This is a genomic window from Streptomyces sp. NPDC006544 (assembly GCF_040611715.1).
GTDB lineage: Bacteria > Actinomycetota > Actinomycetes > Streptomycetales > Streptomycetaceae > Streptomyces.
In genome coordinates this window covers 1-18,197 of record NZ_JBEXOV010000053.1, presented here as the reverse complement: position 1 = coordinate 18,197, position 18,197 = coordinate 1, and the positions used below count along the sequence as shown (strand labels likewise).

Annotated in this window: 12 protein-coding genes and 1 pseudogene; 7 read left to right on the top strand and 6 right to left on the bottom strand. The window is 69.3% G+C overall.

Translation table 11 applies throughout. The features are described from left to right. The first annotated feature begins 660 nt into the window (after positions 1-660). The 4 genes from ABZY44_RS23270 (at position 661) to ABZY44_RS23255 (ending at position 9,444) form a co-directional block, all read left to right on the top strand. Complete coding sequence (locus ABZY44_RS23270; protein ID WP_356656876.1) at positions 661-6,888, top strand: DNRLRE domain-containing protein; 6,228 nt, start codon at positions 661-663, stop codon at positions 6,886-6,888. 70 nt (positions 6,889-6,958) lie between these two features. Then, entirely contained in the window at positions 6,959-7,195 is a 237-nt protein-coding gene (locus ABZY44_RS23265) for a hypothetical protein (protein ID WP_356656809.1), read from the top strand. A 515-nt stretch (positions 7,196-7,710) separates the two neighbouring features. After that, on the top strand, positions 7,711-8,181 hold the full coding sequence (locus tag ABZY44_RS23260) for a hypothetical protein (RefSeq protein ID WP_356656807.1): 471 nt from the start codon (positions 7,711-7,713) through the stop codon (positions 8,179-8,181). Positions 8,182-8,790: 609 nt separating this feature from the next. Beyond that, the gene (locus ABZY44_RS23255; protein ID WP_356656805.1) at positions 8,791-9,444 is read left to right on the top strand and encodes a hypothetical protein; all 654 of its coding nucleotides are present in this window, start codon (positions 8,791-8,793) and stop codon (positions 9,442-9,444) included. 403 nt (positions 9,445-9,847) lie between these two features. Here the strand turns inward: ABZY44_RS23255 and ABZY44_RS23250 are convergent, their stop codons facing one another. The 5 genes from ABZY44_RS23250 to ABZY44_RS23230 form a co-directional block, all read right to left on the bottom strand. After that, positions 9,848-10,615 carry a transposase gene (locus ABZY44_RS23250; protein ID WP_356656803.1) on the bottom strand — a complete coding sequence of 256 codons (768 nt, stop codon included), beginning with the start codon at positions 10,613-10,615 and terminating at the stop codon, positions 9,848-9,850. Next, positions 10,612-11,700: an IS110 family transposase gene (locus ABZY44_RS23245; RefSeq protein ID WP_356656801.1), complete on the bottom strand. Its 1,089-nt coding sequence runs from the start codon at positions 11,698-11,700 to the stop codon at positions 10,612-10,614. The genes ABZY44_RS23250 and ABZY44_RS23245 overlap by 4 nt, the downstream gene beginning before the upstream one ends. A 182-nt stretch (positions 11,701-11,882) precedes the next feature. After that, on the bottom strand, positions 11,883-12,182 hold the full coding sequence (locus ABZY44_RS23240) for a hypothetical protein (protein ID WP_356656799.1): 300 nt from the start codon (positions 12,180-12,182) through the stop codon (positions 11,883-11,885). Then, positions 12,179-12,718 carry a winged helix-turn-helix domain-containing protein gene (locus ABZY44_RS23235; RefSeq protein ID WP_356656797.1) on the bottom strand — a complete coding sequence of 180 codons (540 nt, stop codon included), beginning with the start codon at positions 12,716-12,718 and terminating at the stop codon, positions 12,179-12,181. The genes ABZY44_RS23240 and ABZY44_RS23235 overlap by 4 nt, the downstream gene beginning before the upstream one ends. Positions 12,719-13,587: 869 nt before the next feature. Further along, entirely contained in the window at positions 13,588-13,725 is a 138-nt protein-coding gene (locus ABZY44_RS23230; RefSeq protein ID WP_356656795.1) for a hypothetical protein, read from the bottom strand. Between the two features lie 465 nt (positions 13,726-14,190). On the opposite strand from ABZY44_RS23230, the gene ABZY44_RS23225 reads away from it, so the two are divergent. The 3 genes from ABZY44_RS23225 to ABZY44_RS23215 all read left to right on the top strand — a co-directional run bounded on the left by ABZY44_RS23225 (position 14,191) and on the right by ABZY44_RS23215 (position 17,281). Beyond that, positions 14,191-14,907: a hypothetical protein gene (locus tag ABZY44_RS23225; RefSeq protein WP_356656793.1), complete on the top strand. Its 717-nt coding sequence runs from the start codon at positions 14,191-14,193 to the stop codon at positions 14,905-14,907. Positions 14,908-15,374: 467 nt separating this feature from the next. After that, positions 15,375-15,998, top strand: coding sequence for a toxin-antitoxin system, toxin component (locus ABZY44_RS23220; RefSeq protein ID WP_356656791.1), 624 nt, complete (start codon positions 15,375-15,377; stop codon positions 15,996-15,998). Beyond that, positions 15,998-17,281, top strand: coding sequence for a DUF6545 domain-containing protein (locus ABZY44_RS23215; protein ID WP_356656789.1), 1,284 nt, complete (start codon positions 15,998-16,000; stop codon positions 17,279-17,281). The genes ABZY44_RS23220 and ABZY44_RS23215 overlap by 1 nt, the downstream gene beginning before the upstream one ends. Before the next feature lie 63 nt (positions 17,282-17,344). On the opposite strand, the pseudogene ABZY44_RS23210 reads toward ABZY44_RS23215, so the two are convergent. Further along, positions 17,345-18,197, bottom strand: a pseudogene (locus ABZY44_RS23210) (hypothetical protein); the annotation flags it as partial.

Genomic DNA, 18,197 nt, shown 5'->3' with positions numbered 1-18,197 from the left:
ACAGCAGCCGGGCCTCCGTCGTGGGCTGATCAAGCTCACCCACAGCAGTCGCAACCGGGGCGGCAACCGCACGCGTGATGTAGCGCCCCTTTCTGGACAGCCGATGCTTCGGCATACCCCACCCCGTTCGTTCTCAGGCCCCGAGCTTCCGGGGCCGGCACACACTACCCGGACCGCCGTCGGCGACGCGATATCCGTGATCATCCAGTGCAGCGGCGCCCTTGTTGCCTTCGTTGTTCTCGCGGTGGCGGCTGGGGTGGTCGAGTGGCCGGCCGATGAAGGGTGCTCGCACTGGAGCGAGCCCAGAGCAAGGGCGTATCCGGCGGCCGGAGGTTGAGCAGGTGGGCCAGGAGTCGTGACACCGAGAGGTGGGCGTATTGCCCGGCGTAAAGATGCCGTACGGATGATCCAAATTTATGGAAAGTACCCTCTCTATCTGATGATCTTTAGCTCGCTTTGTTCCTCTTCGCGGAGTTTCTCTGGCCGCTAGGGTCCGGATCCCGGGACTCAATCAGGGTCGGGACTCTCATGCCGGGCGACCGGTACTGCACAGGGGACAACAGAATGAGCAAGAACGTGCCTGGCAGGCCTTGGGGCCGCCAGGTGTGGCCAGGAGGCAAGGACGGTCTGCGGCGAATAGCCGCCGCCGTCGCCCTGGTCATGTCAGTCACCGCGATGTATGGGGGCCAAGAGGCCCTTGCGGCTCCCGTGAAGCCCGCCGGCAAGCCGAAGGCGCCGAGCAAGTCGGCCGCCGATACGGCCGTGGACATCAAGTCCGCTGTGGTCGCGGCCCGTCTGGGCGGCAAGCGGGTCGAGGCGCTCTCGGAGCGTACCGAGACCTCCACCACGTGGGTCAACCCGGACGGCACCCTGACGAGCGAACTGGCGGCCGGGCCGGTCCGGTTCCGCGACGATGCCACCCACGAGTGGCGCGACGTCGACCTCGACCTCGTGCAGGCCGCCGACGGATCCGTCGGACCCAAGGCTCACCCGAGGGGCCTGCGCCTGGCGAAGGCGGGTGCCCAGAAGTTCAGCGCTCTGGCCGATGCCTCCAAGGCCGCCGCACCGACCGATCTGGTCACGCTCGGCACCGGCGAGGAGCAGATCACCCTCCAGTGGAAGGGCGCGCTGCCCGCCCCCAAGCTCTCAGGGACGAAGGCGACGTACGAGAACGCCGTCCCGCAGGGCGACCTGGTCGTCGAGGCGACCCGTACCGGTTTCGAGCAGTTCGTCGAGGTCAAGTCCCGCCCTGGGGCGGGCTATTCGTACACCCTGCCGTTGCGGACCATGGGCCTGGACGTTGCCCAGCAGCCCGACGGCAGCCTGCTCTTCACCGACAGGAAGAGCAAGACGACCGCCACGATGCCGGCCCCCACGATGTGGGACGCCACCGTCGACCCGGTCTCCGGTGAGCACACCCGGCGGGCCAAGGTGGACTTGAAGGTCGTCAAGGCCGCGGGCGGCGTTGACCTTGTGCTCACCCCCGACGCCGGCTTCCTCGCGGACCCGAAGACCGCGTACCCGGTGACCGTCGATCCCTCGACCTCCTCGCTGGGCAGTCTGTTCGACGCCTACGTCCAGCAGGGCGAGACCGTCGATTGGTCCAACGACACCGAGCTGGACTTCGGCAACCCGGGGACGAAGAACGGCGACGGCACCTTCCGCACCGCGCGCTCCTTCATCACCTGGAACACCGCCCCGATCTCCGACGCCCTGGTGTCCAGCGCCAAGCTGTCCCTGTGGAACTTCCACTCGGGCAACACGGACTGCCAGCCCTACCCGTGGGAGGTCTGGTCCGCCGGCGCCGCCACCACGGCCTCGCGCTGGACCAACCAGCCGGCCATGGCCACCAAGTACGCCACCTCTACCCAGACCAAGGGCAACCCCGGCTGTACGGCGGCGCCCGACGGCTGGATCGACGCGGACGTGACCAGCCTGGTACAGACGTGGGCGAGCGCGAAGGCGAACTCCTCCAGCATGGGCCTGCGCGCGTCCAGCGAGGCGGTCACCACGCAGTGGAAGCGGGTCAACTCCGCGAACGCCACCAGCAACGTGCCCAAGCTGACGGTCACCTACAACTACCGGCCGCGCACCGGAACCAAGCAGGAGGCCGGCCCCCCGTTCTACTCCTACGGCGGCGCCTACACGGTCAACACCCTGACGCCGAGCCTGCGCGACTCCTTCGTCGACGCCAACGGCGACAAGGTCGACGGCACCTTCCAGATCTTCGACTCCGCCACAGACACCCAGGTGGGCAACGTCCTGGTCTCGCCGTTCGTGGGATCCGGTGAGGTCGCCTCGGTGACCGTGCCCGCCGGTGTGCTCGCCGAGGGCAAGACGTACAAGTTCCGTACGTCTCCCTACGACGGAACCAGCTACAACCCCGGCTGGTCGGCGTGGAAGACCTTCACCGTCGACACCAAGGCCCCCGCGGTGCCCGTGAAGGTCACCTCCACGGACTATCCGACGGACAAGTGGGTCAAGGGAGCGGGCCAGACCGGCACCTTCACCGTCACCCCGCCGGCCGGCGACCACAACTGGCTGGAATGGTCGCTGGACGGTGTGAGCTGGACCAAGGTCACGACCGGCGGCAGCGCCGCAGACGTGCCCCTGGCCGTGGCCCCGCAGCGCGACGGCAACCAGACCCTCCAGGTCCGTGCCGTGGACAAGGCCGACAACAAGTCGGCGCCGGTCCAGTACGCCTTCCACGCAGGCCCGGGCGGCTTTGCCCAGCCTGCCGACGGCGAGCGCACGGCACGCCGGCTGCCCCTGGTCGCCGAGGCGGACGCCGCCAAGTTCGACCAGGTCTCCTTCTCCTGGCGGCGCTCCGACGCCGACCCTTGGACGGCGATCCCTGCCGGTGACGTCACGAAGGACGGAACGCCCCTGACCGGCTGGCCCGTCCCGCTGACGGGCGGTCAGAACGCCCCGCTGGTGTGGAACGCGAGCACCACCGTGAACCCCGACGGCAGCGTCAAGATCAAGGCCGACTTCACCGGCCCCGCCGGCGCCACCGGCAGCACCAACGCCCTGCCGGTCGTGGTCAACCGCAGCGCCGACGACGCAGCGGCCACGGAGATCGGCCCCGGTTCGCTGAACCTGCTCACCGGTGACTACACCCTCTCCAGCCAGGACGCCTCGACCTACGGCATGTCGGTGGGTCGCACGGCCTCCTCGATCGACCCGCAGGCCGCGGCGAAGCTCCTGAGCAGCGAGGGCGGCCAAGCGGCGATCTTCGGCAAGGAATGGCTCTACGGAGCCGCTTCCACCCAGGTCGCCAGCCCCTACGGCACCCTCGTGAGGACCTCGGACACGGCGCTCAGCATCAAGGTGCTCGCGGACGACACCCAGTACCACTTCACCGCGAACCAGTCCAAGACCGGGTGGGTCCCGGAGGCCTGGCTGTCCGATTACACCCTGACCGGTGGCTTCGGAGGGGACTTCACCCTCCGTGACAACGCCGGCCGGGTCACCACCTTCGTGCCCGTGCAAGCCTCGAACCCGCCCACCTGGCGGGCGGCCACCTCATACGTGGACGGTCTCAACAACTCCACCACCACGACCGTCACCGAGACGGTCCAGGTGGGCGGGAAGCCCGTGGTCAGGCCGAAGACGATCATCGCGCCGACCTCGGCCGTGACGGCCGCGGCCTGCCAGGCGGCCCCGGCCACCAAGGGCTGCCGCGCCCTGGAGTTCGTATACGCGGACTCCACCACCGCCACCTCGTCCGCCCTGGGAGACTTCGCCGGACAGGTGAAGGAGATCCGCCAGTGGGCCACCGAGCCGGGCGCCGCCTCGGCGACGGCCACTGCCGTGTCCGCGTACCGCTATGACGACCAAGGCCGGCTGCGCCAGCAGTCGGACCCCCGGCTGGGCGCCTCGCAGGCACCCACCGAGTACGGCTACGACACGGCCGGCCGCATCGTGACGTACCAGACCAAGGGCGACAAGCCCTGGACCCTGACGTACGGCAAGGTCGGCGCGAGCAGCACCGACGGGATGCTGACGAGCGTCCGCCGGGCCGCCCTCACGCAGGGCAGCGTCTCTACCGAGCAGGGCACGGCGGTCACCACCGTCGTCTACGACGTCCCGCTGACCGGTGCCCCGGCCCCGTACAAGATGGGCGCGACGGACGTGAAGGGCTGGGGGCAGCAGAACGTCCCCAGTGACGCGACGGCGGTCTTCCCGGCGGATGCCGTGCCCTCGGGCAACTCCGGCGCCACGCTCGGGGCAGCCGACTACGCCCGGGCCACCGTCCACTACCTCGGAGTCTCCGGCCAGCCGGTCAACACCGCGGCTCCAGGCGGCTACATCAGCACCACCGAGAACGACCGCTTCGGAAACACCGTGCGCCAGCTCTCGGCTGCCAACCGGTCTCTCGCCCTCGGCCTGACGGCAGCAGACCGCACCGCCCTGGCATCTCTGGGCATTGAGGGCCTGTCCACGGCGGAGCGCGCCGAACTGCTCTCCGTGCGCAAGGTCTACAGCCCCGACGGAGCGCGCGAGCTCGAGGCCTTCGGCCCGCTGCGCCGGGTGGACCTGACGGCCGACCTCAAGTCGGGGGCCACGACGCTGGCCACGGCCGGTACCCCGGTCACCGCCCGGCCTTGGACGGTCAACGTCTACGACGAGGGCCGTCCCACCGACGGAACGGCGCAGATCGAGGGCCAGCTCACGACGGTCACCGACGGCGCCCAAGTGCGCGAGTACCCGGGTGTCATGGCCGAGGGCCAGGTCACCAAGACCGAGGTCGACTGGGTCAAGGGCCTGGCCACGAAGTCCGTCCAGGACCCGGCGGGCCTCGCGCTGACCACCGTCACCGACTACGACGCCCAGGGCCGCGTCGCCCGGCAGATCCTGCCGGGAGCCACCGCCACGGACGCCACCAGCCGGTTCTCCACCTACTGGTCGGCGACCGGTACCGGCACCTGCCAGGGCCGTCCCGAATGGGCTGACCTGCTCTGCTCAACCGGTCCGTCCGGTGCGATCACGGGCGGCGGCGCCAACCCCTCCCAGCTGCCCACCAACACCTACGAGTACGACCGCTGGGGCAACGTCACCAAGACGACCGAGACCGCCAACGGCGTGACACGCACCAGCTCCACGGTGTTTGACGCCGCAGGCCGGGCGCAGACCGCCAAGGTCGCAGGCGGCCTCGGGCAGGCCGTTCCCGATGTCACCAACGAGTACGACCCGGTCTCGGGCCAGCTCCTGAAAACGACGGCCGGCGCAGCCTCCGTCACCCGCGCCTTCGACAAGCTCGGCCGGCAGATCTCCTACGCCGACGCCGACGGCGGCACGACCGGCTCCGAGTACGACCTGCTCGACCGCCCGGTCAAGGTCAGCGACAACGTGCCGTCGTCCGTGACCTACACCTACGACCACGCGGCCGAGCCGCGCGGGTTCGCGGTGAAGGCCACCGACTCCGTCGCGGGCGTCTTCAGCGCCACCTACGACGCTGACGGCGGCCTGACCAGCGAGAAACTGCCCGGCGGCTACACAATGAACCAGACCCGCGACGCGGGCGGCGACATCAGCGCCCGCTCGTACGTCCGCGACAGCGACGGCGCAGCCGTCCTGTCGGACACGGTCGCTCACTCCACGCACGGCCAGATCACCCGCCACAGCGGCTGGTCCGACCAGGTCTACCGCTATGACAGCGCGGGCCGGATCGCGAGCGTCCAGGACACCGCGGACACCGTCTGCACTCAGCGCACCTACACCTTCGACAAGCGGGCCAACCGCACAGCCCTCACCACCGCCGCTGGCGCACCCGGCACCGACTGCCCCACCTCGGGAGGCACCACCACCACCCAGACCTACGACAGCGCGGACCGACTGGTCTCGGGCGGCACCGTCTACGACGCCTTCGGCCGCACCACCTCCTTCAACGGCGGCGCGACCGCCGGCTACTACGCCAACGACCTGGCGTACCAGCAGACCGGCAACGGCACCCGCCAGACGTGGCTGCTCGACCCGGCGCTGCGCTTCCGCTCCACCACCACGGAGACCGGCAGCGGCTCGACGTGGACCCAGACGGGGTCGCGCGTCAGCCACTACGGTGACGACGGCGACAGCCCGCGCTGGATCACGGAGAACGGAAGCGGCGCAGTCACCCGCGTCGTCGAGACCCTCGGCGGTTCCATGGGCGCGACCACCAGCAAGACCGGTGACATCGTCCTGCAGCTGTCGAACATCCACGGTGACGTCGCACTCCAGCTTCCCCTGGACGCCTCAGTGGCCCCGACGGCGCTGGACAACGACGAGTACGGCAACCCCCGCGGCGGCCAGGCGCCCGTCCGCTACGGCTGGCTGGGCGAGAAGCAGCGTTCCGCCGAATCCCCCTCGGGCGTCGTCCTGATGGGCGCCCGCCTGTACAACCCGGGCACGGGCCGCTTCCTGTCCCTGGACCCGGTGTACGCGGGCAGCGCCAACGCCTACGAGTACTGCTCGGGCGACCCGGTCAACTGCACTGACCTGGACGGCAGGTGGAGCCGCTCGAAGACCTGGTCCTACTCGTGGGGCCGGCTCTCGGCGAGCTACTGGGCGCCAGGAGGCTGGGGCACCGGCTGGGGCGGCGTGAACGTCACGGTGGTGGTGAACAAGCGCAACACGTGGCGTATCGGCAACTACGGCTGGTTCATCTACGGCGTCATCGGCGCGGTGGCGGCCATCCTGTCGGTCATCTTCGTCCCAGCGGCTCCCATCATCATCATCCTGTCCTCGATCCTCACGCTGATCCTGCTGACGATCCAAGTCGTCGCCTACTGGGCTGCAAACCGAGGAGAATGCCTGCACATCAATATGGGTGCGAGCATCTGGAACAAATGGTGGGTGCCCAGGTACATGGTCGGCAAGTACGCCTACCCCTGGCGCGGCCGCTGCTGATCCGCACCCAAGCGGCGCTCTCCAGGCCGCTCTTTCGGAAGACCTTCGGACCTCCACGGAGTCGGAACCAATGACTAGTAGTTCGAACAGTCCACGCGGTGTTGAAACTACTGGGGGTGCCCCGGGCAAGCGCGCTCAGCACCGGCGGGCCTCGCTCGCCCTGGTCCTGATGGGCTGCCTGTACGTCCTGGTGGGCACGGCGCTCACGCTTGTCAACGGACGCGCCTTCGCCGCACCGCTGTTCTGGCTCGCCACCGTGAGTTTCGCGGCAGGCTGGCTGGTGGAACGCCGGGCACCGGCGCAATAGCCGAGAAACACGGCGTCTCCCCGGGCCCCGCACACCGCACACGCGGCGTGCGGGGCCTTGCCACATCCGAGAGCACGAGGTATTCGCACCCCTTTGGTGCAGGCCAGCCGACCGGATGGACCGAACCGAGTCCTGACGGCCGGTGCCTCCAGCAGGCGATCCAGCTCGTCCCCGGCTTCGTCGTAGCCCGACCCCGGAGATCCGTCGGCGGCGGTCCGGGGCCGCGGTCAGGCCCAGCTCCATCAGTGGCGCGACCCGGCGATGCCGGCCTCCGACGGCCGCCGACCTGGCGCCCACTCCGAGCCGCCGGCCGCCTCGCGGGCCGGCGGCGACCCGTTCAGGCGGAGCTGGCCGCCCGCAAGAGGATCCGTGAGCTGGAAGAAGAGCGCGACATTCTCGTTGTCAGCGTGGATAGTCGTCGGCGATGCGCTGACCTGGCCGGACTATGTTCGTTGACCGACGACTTGCGTCAGGTGGACTGCCAACCACAGTTCGGCGAGAGAGAAGGATCGACAGTGTCCGACGAGCACGATGAGGCAGGGTTTCGGTTCGGATGGCGTGGCAGCCATTACGCTGGCGCGCCTGTTGACGACCTGTGGTTGGCGATCAACACGGATCCGGACGGTACCTGGTGCCTCGACGCCTACCACATCGGCCGCACGACACTGAGGGGTGGCGCACCGCGGGCCGCCGCGTTCGCCCAGTGGCTGCTGGCCTGCCCACCCGAAGGCCCGTACGAGAAGGAATTCGTGCTGGTCGACAGCGAACCGCAGAGCGGATCGCGCCGGCTCACGGACGGGGCTCGGCTCACCGTCGAAATCCTCTTGGGTCGTGAAGAAGCGGGTGGGCCCGAGTACCTCCAAGTGGTCTTGTCAGGCGCCATCCGCAACTACGCCTTTGCGGTGTGCGCACCGCTGGAATGCCAGCGGGTGCTTCGTGCTGAGCTAGAAGCCGCCGCAGCCCGACTCCTCGCCTCACGCGCGTAGGTTCGCTGGCCAAGAAGCCGCAACGACTGTGTTCGCTGTCAGGACGCCTTGGTTGGATGACAACGGACACTTGAGCACGCTACTTGGCGCTGTGCGCGATAGATGGCCCGCGCTAGGCAGCGGCCACACGCTGAGCTGGGGTTTCGCAGCTCACGATGGTCTGCGGCGTGCAACCCCCTGATTGTTGGGCCCCCTGCCTGGCCGGCCCTCGACCACATCGCCCGCGACTTGCACGCGTTCTGAGGGTCCAGCCAAGGTGAGCCCAAAAGGGGCAGTGAGATGATCTCGAAGCCGTGAGGTCCCGGCCCGTCACCTGTTCGGCTCAGTGTCGTTGGTGGTGATGTCAACCATCGTCTGGAGCCTGGGGTGGGTTGTGACCTCGATCGAACGGACCGCGTATCCGCGGTTCAAGCGGCTGATCACCGCGTGTTCCTGGACGGCGCCACCCTCTAGCCGCTGATGGCCGCCGCCGAGCAGGTGCCCGACCCGTGGTTCGAGCCCTGGGAGCCCGCCGCGCCCGCCGGCTGAGGGATACGGGCCGTCAGAAGTCGTGCCCCATAGGCCGGATATGGTTGAGGCGCTCTTGCGGACCGGTCCTACGCTGGAGGCATGGCCACCGATCCCTTGCTGAGACAAGGCCCCGACTCGACGGATCTGGTCCTGCGCGCCGGCCCGGCCGGGCCGACGTGGAACGCGCTGACCTCGGCGGGGTCGGCGCTGTTCATTCCGTTCGTCCTGGGCGCGCCGACCCTGGTCGTCGCCTTCGGGATGGCGCTGGCCGGGGCGCGGGCGTCGACCGTGTTCGTGGTGGTGGGGGTGATCGCCGGGCTGGAGTACCTGATCGGCTGGCCGGCGCTGGCCTTTTCCCGGGCCCGGGACATCCTGCGGGTGGAGTTCGCGCCGACAGGGGTGCCCGCGTCCCTGCGGTTGGTCCGGGCCGCCGGGCCGGACGACTGGCTGCCCGTCGACACCCTGCGCGAGGTGCGGCTGACACACGAGGTGGTGGAGCCGTACCAGGGGGACTACAAGCCGGCCGTCTCCACGCTCGCGCTGGAACTCGTCCTGCGGGACGGCCGGGAGCGGCTCGCCCCGCTCCCGTTCGAGGGCGACCCGCAGCGGCTCGCCGACGCGCTGAAGGCCCTGCTAGGCCCGGCTGCGGTCGTGGTGCGGCTGCGCACCGAGCGACGCACGCGCGATCGGCCGCGGTCCCACTCGACCTGGTTCTCCGGCGGTTCGGCCTCGGCTAATTCGGGTGGCGGCTGACCCCGGGCTGCCCGTGGCGCTCCCCGGCCGGGGAGCGCCCGTCGATGCAGTCGGCGGCAGGCGGTGCGGGGCAGCCTGCCGCTACTTGGGCGCGTTGAGCCGCCGGGGCGGCTCGGCCGCAGTCGGGTCCTCCGGCCACGGGTGGCGGGGTAGCGGACGCGGAGCTCTCAGGACTTCAAGATCATCCCATTGCCCCTTTGGCGTGCGGTCACACCCCTTCTGTGCATCGCAGTTGTCCATCGGCGCAACCTATCGCGCTCGGTGTGCGACACGAGGTCGCTCCAAGTAAGTAAGGACAGCCGCGTGAAGGAGGTATCGATCGGCTGAACTTCGGGCCAGTGTCCACGGCCCGTCCCCGCGCTCCCATGCGTCTCTGGTAACGGCGGGGTGTGAAGCGGAGCGTTCAAGTCCAAGGGTGCCCTGGCCATCGGGGAGCCACAGGCGAGGGGAAGGCTGGACGGGCGAACGCAAGTGAACCCTTGATGATGCCCCGTGACGATACGACCGCGCCGATGGCATGTGGGCGGCGGTCACAGGACCCGGTGCTGTGAGGCACCAAGCGACCTTCGGACAACTGAATCCGGAGGGAGGACACCGCTGGTCCCGGGGTAGAGGGGGCGCCCACCCCAGCCGCGTAGGCCGACCGCAAGGAGAGCTGAACTCCCCGGCGGGAGAAGGATGATCCAATAAGCGAAAGCCGGTGGACCGAAAGGCGAGAGGAAACCGGGAGATCGGGACCTTCACCCGTCTCTCGCATAACTCGCCGGATTCGGGCCCCGGTGGTCCGGCCCGAAAGGGAGCCCACGTGGATCGGGTGAGCCTTTGAAGTCACCACTGCAAGGACGTCGGAACCGAAGGACAAGTTACTAAGGATTTCAGGGTGGGGTCGGTGGGTTGATAGCCAGGCCGGTGGCGGTGAGGCAGCCGTCGATGAGGTGGGGTCGGAGCTGGATTCTGCGTAACTCGCGGCGGAGTGTGCGGTCGAGGTCGTCGGGGTGTCGAAGGCGGTGTTGGCCGTGGCTCTGCGCACGAGGGACCAGACGGCTTCAACCGGGTTCAGGTCTGGTGCGTATGCCGGGAGGCGGATGGTGGTGAGCCAGTTGTGTTCGGCCTCGTAGCGTTTCAGCCCGGCGGCCAGGTGGGTGTTGAGGATGCCCCTATGGTTCGTCAAGCAGCGGGAGCCACCGTTGTGGTCGCCTGAGGCCGGATGTGTCGGTAGAGCTCCCGGGCGACGTACCGTTTGAGGCAGCGGATGATCTCGCGCCTGGACATGCCCTGGGCCGTGCGTCGCTCCAGGTAGGTTTGGGTGCGTTCGTCCCAGCGAATGCGGGACTGGACGATGCGGTAGAGGGCTGCATTGGCCTGACGGTGACCGCCGCGGTTCAGGCGCCTTCGCCGGGTCTTGCCGGAGGACTGCTCGACCGGGCTCACACCGCACAAGGCCGCGAACGAGGCCTCATCTGTGAGCCTGTCGGGGTTGTCACCTGCAGCGCTGAGGAGGACCGCAGCACTGTCGGGCCCGACGCCCACCAGCTCCAGTAGCTGTGGCCGACTGGCCCGGACGGCCTTGGTGGTGCGCTTGGTCAGCTCTTTGATCTCCAGCGAGAGGTTCTGGACCCGGCGGGCCAGCAGGCGCATCGTGAACGCGGCCTCACTGCGGTCATCGTCGAGTCCCGCACAGGTAGCGATCAGGGCCGGGTTCCTCAGGCCCGTCAGCTGTTCACGCAGGGCCGGGTCGAGGACCAGGAGAACAGCCTTGAGCTGGTTCATCGCCTGCGTGCGCGCCTTGACGGCCGATTCCTTGGCCAGCCGCAGCACGCGCATGTCGGCTGCGGGACCGTCTGTGCTCTTCGGCGTGGTGGTGGCCCGTCCCGAGAGAACGGACCGGGCGGCCGCGTCAGCGTCAATGGCGTCTGTCTTGCCGCGCTTGCGCCGGGTGGCGCGGTCTGGCTGATTGATCTCGACGACGTCGATGCCCTCCCGCTGCAGGGCCCGGGTGAGTGCGACTCCGTAGGACCCGGTGCACTCGACGCCGGCGCGTCGTAGGGAACCGAACGACCTTGCCCAGGAGATCAGTTGATGGTAGCCGACGGCCGTGGTCGGGAATTCCTGGTGCGCGAGCGAGGCTCCCAGGGTGGTGATCACCGCGGCGACGTGGACGTCCTTGTGGGTGTCGACTCCCAAGATCACGTCCTCCGCCAGGGCCGGAACGTGCTGCGTAGTGGTTGTGGGATGGGGCAAGCTGGTGACGGTCACAAGGCTCCTCGGACTGGGGCTGGTGGCCGACGCCGGTCCGGTGGGCGGTCAGAACTGTGATGGTGCCTTGTGCAGCAAAGCCCCTATCGGGACACGCTCACCGGGCCGACGGCAGCAGGCGCCACTGGGAACCGGACGCCGACAGATCCTGAACAGGGCACGGCGGCCAGTTGTCCCACGGGTCAGGCGTCCGCTCCCAGCGGCACACTGCAAGTCTCACAGTTGTCCCAGACCACCACGATGGGGCCGCCGAGCTGGATATGGGCCCTCACCAGCAGGTCGCGGTAGTCCTGCCAGGAGAAGCTCTTTCGGGCGCCCTTGAGCAGGAGATGGTTGCGGGGCCGGTGGATGAGGCGGCTCTTCTCGCCGGGTTTGTAGCAGCACAGGGCGGCGACCGAGGTCCGGCGGCGGGAGCGTCCGCGGACGCGGATGACAGGGGTGTGTCCGCGCCGGCCCCAGGTGCGGGCGCGGGGCGGCGTCATGGAGAATCCGGCCTCGTCCTCGAAGACGATCCAGCCCCCACACGCCGCCGCGAGCCTTTGGCCTGGGGCCACACCTCCTTCTTCCACAGCTCCGCCGCGTGCTCGTCCCGCTCGAGTGCTCTGCGGGCCGGTGCCTGCCAGGACCAGCCGTGCCGCTTCAGCAGCCGCCAGACCGTCGCTACCGAGAGACACACCCGCAGCCGGCGGCGGATCACCGTCTGGACCCGGACCAGAGTCCACCGTTCATCCTCGAAGCCGTGCGCTGACGGGCCCTTGCCGAGTTCCTCCTCGAGCATGCTGAACTGGGCATCGGTGACGGCCGGGGAGTTGGCCGGGCCCGTCGAGTGCAGGGCCTCGATGCCGCCCTCGCGCCAGGCACGACGCCAGCGTTCCACCGACCGCACACTCACCCGCAGGTCCTTCGCGATCACGACGGTCTTCTCACCCGCCGCGAACCGCTCGCCGGCCTGAAGCCGGATCCCCTCACGAAACGCCCGACGCTCAGCGGTCAGGCCCCCACCCTCCGGATAGCGCATACCACCGGCATACCGCAGGGATCATGAACCGTCACCACCCGACGACAACCCGAAATCCTCAGTACAAGCCCTACTGCACCCTGGCGTCTGATCTGCGCGAGCTCGCATGACCACGCTGGCCGGGGGCAAGCGACTTCGGGGGGCCTGCTTCGCGTCGGCGAAGAGGGATGACCGGACCAGCCGAAGGAGGGGCCGATGCCCGCCACACAGTCGAGCGGACAGATCAACGACCGCGGAATGCCGGAGACCCCTATACAGCGTCGAGCGCGGCGTGCTCAGTTCCTGCGCGACCTGAAGGAGGCACGGGAACTCCGTGACCGTGTCAGGCCCCGGCATGCCCGCGCGGTGCGGATGCGCGAACAGATGCGTATGCGTACATTCCGCTGGTAGGTCCCCGGCGGCAGCAGCCCGTCGGGTCCCTCGGGCCTCGCATGGCCACTCGACAGATGGGTTCGGTCACGACAGCGGTGGCCGTCTTTGCCCGGCGGCCACCGCGGTAGAGGTTACGCGGTGGCCCTGTCTTGGCTGGGGGTATGCGCGACGAGGGCGTGGGCGGCGGTGGGGTGGGCGGGCAGCAGGGCGCTGATGCCGGTGAGGTCCAGCATCCGCTGAAGGCGGTCGGGGACGGCGGCGAGGACCAGGGTGCCGTCGGCGGTCTTGGCGCAGCGGAGGATGCCGATCAGGGCGTTGAGGCGGAGGAGTCGCAGAAGGTGACGGCTCCGAGATCCAGGATCAGGTGGCGGTGGCCTTGTTCGATCAGGGCGAGTGCCTGGGCGCGGAGGCGGGGGCCGTGTCTATGTCGAGGTATCCGGCGACGTGGGCCAGGGCGAGGTCGCCGTCGGTGCGCTGTGCGGTGAGACGGAAGTCGGTCACGGTCGGCTCTCCGGCATCGCGCCAGCGGGGGCGATGGTGTGGGCAGTGGCGGTCGCGGTGAGGCCGTCCGCCGCGTCGGCGAGGGGGACGGACAGCGCCAGCAGGGCGACATCCTCACCGGCACCGTGGGGCATGGCGTCGAATTCCGGTGCCGACGCCGATAGAGGCCACCGCGATCCCGGCCGCCCAGGCCGGGATGATGCGCTTGTCGTCCTGAAAGGTCGACGGCGCTCGCTGCTGGCCCGCTTCGGCCGCTGGAGCCCCTACCTCTGACCCTCCGGACGCGGCGCTCCTGCTCAGACTTCCCGGCACACCGCGCGCCGGCTCTTGACGCGTTCTTTACACGTACCCACCGCTGGGCGGCCTGTCTGCCCCCGGGGCACCGCGCCCGGGCACGACGCCCAGGCACTACGCCCGCGCCTCCCGCAGCGGCCACGGACTCGGGCCGCCGCGTGGGGCAGGGGCTCTTGGCCGCGGCGTGTGATCAACTGCAGGCGACCGCATGTAGTCTGCGGTTGCTCAGGCCCAGTTGCAGTCGATATCGTTTGATCTTCAAGTAGGCCATACGCTGTCGGCAGGTACAGACCCGGGGAAGAGACATGAGCGAGAGGTACGCCGCGGATCCCGCCAGGACCGCCCAGGACATCCTCTCCCTGCTCGAGCGCACCGGGCTCGAGCGCGAGGACTTGCTTCGGGTGGAGGGCGAGGGCGGCCTCTCGTACGCCTCGGGGCTGCCCGTAGAGGACGTGCACGCGCTGCTGCGCGGTGAGCCGTTGCCGCAGGGTGAGCGAGGCGAAGCGGATCCCGTCGAGGAGCGTCACCGCCGAGTGGTCGGCCGGATCGTCTTCCTGCGCTCCACACGACTGCACACATTCCCCGATGGCCAGCGTCGTACGTACTCACTGGCGGAAGTCGCTGCGGGTGCGGGTACGAGCACGCAGTGGCTGGACAAGATGATCAGGACGCAGAAGGCTCCGAACCTCGATCACGCGGCGGGAATCGCGGGCTTCTTCGGAGAGGGCATCGAGTTCCTCGTGGCCGAGCCAGCCCAAGCGTTGGACAGGGTGCTCCAGCAGATCCACAAGGAGCTTCTGCAGCGTACCGTGGCCCGCCAGGAGCAGGACCTTCAGCGCTTCAGGCGGACCGACTCCGCAGAGTCCCCCGGTTCCGTTCTCGGAGTTGTCGACTACGCCGCACGGGCGCTCGCCGACGTACCCGAGGACACCGCACAGCCCATCATCGCCCTCATCGAATCCGTTGCCAGGCGCTCGCGCGAGGAGCGTGCCCGTGAGGGCCGGGCAGACGCGCACGGATAGCCGGCCCCCGCCTCAGGCCGCTCGCTCCGCGGCGCCCTGAGGGGTCGCCGATACGCGGACCGTGCGTCCAACCGCCGGGCCAAATGGCCTCTGGCCAGGGACGATGTGCGTCGGGCCGTGGTTGCCCGAGCCCTGCGGAGTGACTACTCTCGCGGATGCGGGGGTGTCGTTCCAATCTCAGCCCGCGGGAGCGCGTATGTCCGGGAACCAACCCGCCCCGGAGCTTGGGTTCCTGATACGACGACGCCACCGCGCACCATCCTTATCGCACCGATCGCACCGATCGCACCGATCGCACCGATCGCACCGATCGCAGCACTCGCCTCGTCCGGCAGGCGGTCGGTGAGGGCCGGTCCTCAGACCGGTCCTCGAACTGTTGGGATAGTGATATGAACTGACCGAGTGCCGCAAATCGTTCGAGGCTGGAAGAACGGTGTCGGCAAAGGATGCGTCCGGGTGGGGAAGATATGTGGGACGCGGTGGTCCTTTCGCGCGCGATGAAACGCCATCGGGACGAAATTTTCGCGGGGGCGTCGCGCCCGGCCGGGCAGGATCCGCACGAGCTGTTCCGGGCGATCTGCGCCTATCTGACGGAGAGCAGCGGCCGCGAGGTCCGTCTCATGCTGGAGCCGTTCCCAGCGAACACGGTGAGCGGGCTCTGGCTGGACCTGGGCGACCACGAAGTGGTCGTGGTGGAGAAGAACACCCTGCCCATACATCAGATGGTGATACTCGGTCACGAGCTGTGGCATCGCAAGGAGCGCCGGGGGGATCAGCCCGACGGTACGGCAGGCCGCCGGCCCGACAGTGCGGCCGGCCGTGGCAGTGCAACGGGCGGCGCCGCCGGCAGCAGCGGGGCCCCCAACCGGCCCCCGGCGGCCCTCCGCGTGCCCCGGGACCAGTGGGCCATCGGCGACCCCGTCACCGATGTCGCGGCGCGCACCGAATACAGCGTGGCGGAGGAACGGCGGGCGGAGAGGTTCGGCCGTCTGCTCGCGGCGAAGTTTCAGCCCTTCCTGCTCGGCAGACGCGGCAGCGCCCCCTCCGACGATCTGCTCGGCCGCGTCTGGGCATCGCTGGGGGACCGGTGATGGCTCACGGCGCCGACTACTACGTTCCCGCCGGCGTCCTGGGCGCCGCCGTGCTGGCGAAGCTGCCCGCACTCCTGCGGGGGTGGCGCAGTCCTGCGGTCCGGGCAGTGAACCTTCTGCTGCTCCTGCCCTGCGCGGGCTTCATCCTCTCCTCGGCGCCGACCGTCACCGCCGTCAACCGGCTCACCGGCGTCAGCAACCTTTCCGCCCTCCTCGTCCACTGCGTCATGAGCGCCTATGCGTGCGCATCCCTGGTGCTGCTGGACTACTGGCGAGGGGGATCGGGGGAGGACGCCCGTACGCTCCAGCGCGTACGGGTATGGAAGGCCGGCTGCTGCGTCGTCATCGTGGCGCTGGTGGTGTTCTTCGCCCTGGGCGATGTCCCGGTGGAGCGTCCGGGGGACTTCGACACGTATTACGCCTCGACCCCGTTCATCCGCGAGATGCTCGTGCTCTACCTGCTCGCGTACGTCGCTGCGGGCGTGGCCACGACCAGCGTGTGCGGAAACTGGATTCTCGACATCCGCCGCAGGACGGCGCACGAGCCGAAGACGGCGGTCGACGGATCCTTGCGGATCGGGCTGCTGGTCATGGTCGTCGCGGCCCTGGGCAACATCGTTTTCGGTTCCTTCAAGCTGACCGCCATCGCCGCCCGCTGGACGGGCCGGGACTGGGACGCGCTGAACGACGGCCTGGCACCCCTCATGTCGGCGAGCGGGATGATGATCGGTGTCGGGCTCCTCGTACCCGCCTATGGGCCCGGGCTGATCGACCGGGTGTGGAACCCGCTCCTCGCCCTCACCGCCCTGCGGCCCCTGTGGCGTCTGGTACGCCGGCCCGGGTCCACTCCCAGGAACGCGGTCTTCCTGCGCCCGCCTTGGTACGCCGGACCCGAGCAGGTCCTGCTCTACCGGATGACCACCATCCACGACTGGATGCTCGAACTGTGCGCCCACTGCACGGACGAGGTGCGCGAGGCGGCCTACCGGCGGGCGAAGGATGGCGGGACTCCGGAGCGTGAGGCCGTTGCCGCCGGGTTCGCCGCCATGTTCACGGCGGCGGCCGACACCCGTACGCGCACGTCGCCGCCGCCGGCGACGGACGGGAGCGGCCACGCGGTGGCCGCGCTGCACGCCGCGCAGGCGGATGACCGCGACCTGCTGGTCTCGATCTCCCGGGCCCTGGTCCCGGGACCGGCTCGCAGCGGCCGGCAGACGGAAAGTCCGCACGGGCGCGGACCGGCACGGGGTACGGACACGAACCCCCCGGTCCCGGCGGCCTGACTGCCCCCGAAGGGCCGGGCAGCGCACTGCCGCCGGCCCCTGAGGTGTTTCAGTACACCTCCGTCAGTGCGCGGTCATCCGATTGAGGATCGAGGTCCACCCGTCAACTGCCAATGCGGTGAGCTCGCCGACGGCGTGGGAGACGCCGGGAATGTACTTGAGGTTCCTCGCGAACCCGAAGGAGAGCAGGCTGAACACCGCCAGCCCGGCGGACGTCTGGAACTCATTGCTCGTCCATCCGTAGCCCATGCCGGCGCAGAACGCGCTCACGAGGTCGAGGCCCACGCTGGCAATGTTCAGAATTCCTGCTGTCGCCAGCAGTACCGGGGCGCCGGGAGCGAGGGGGGTGAAGCCGACGGCCACACCGGCGACACCGGCCGCGATAGCACCTACGCCGGTGTAGAAGGCCCACTCATGTGTGGTGTGGGACCAATGCTGCCATTCCGACTTCGACAGGCCGAGCTTGACGGTGTCGTGCTCGGGGGTATCGGCCGGGTTCGTCTTGGTGGACTCGGCGGCCGCCTGCCGGTTCGCTTCGAACTCGGCCGTTGCCGTGTCCTCCAAGCCCCGCTTTATGCTCGCCTCGAGGCGAGCCTCACTGGCCGCGGTGGCCGCCTCAATCGCGCTCCTGCCCGCTTGGACCGCGGAGGTGTGGGCCAAAGTCGCCTGCTCCTTGGCGCTGTCGGCGGATATGCGCGCATTTCGAGCGGACTTCAGTGCCTGGCTGGCGGAGTAGTTCGCCGAGCGGGCGGCGGTCCGGGCGGTGGCCGCTGCCTGCTTCGCCTGGTCGGCCGAGGCCTGGGCGTTGCGGGCGGACGCTTCAGCCTCGTCCGCGTACGTGTTCGCCTGCTGAGCGGAAGCGGGGGGGGGGGGTGGCCCCGCCTGCCCCCTGCCACGCCCCCCCCGGGGGTCTGAT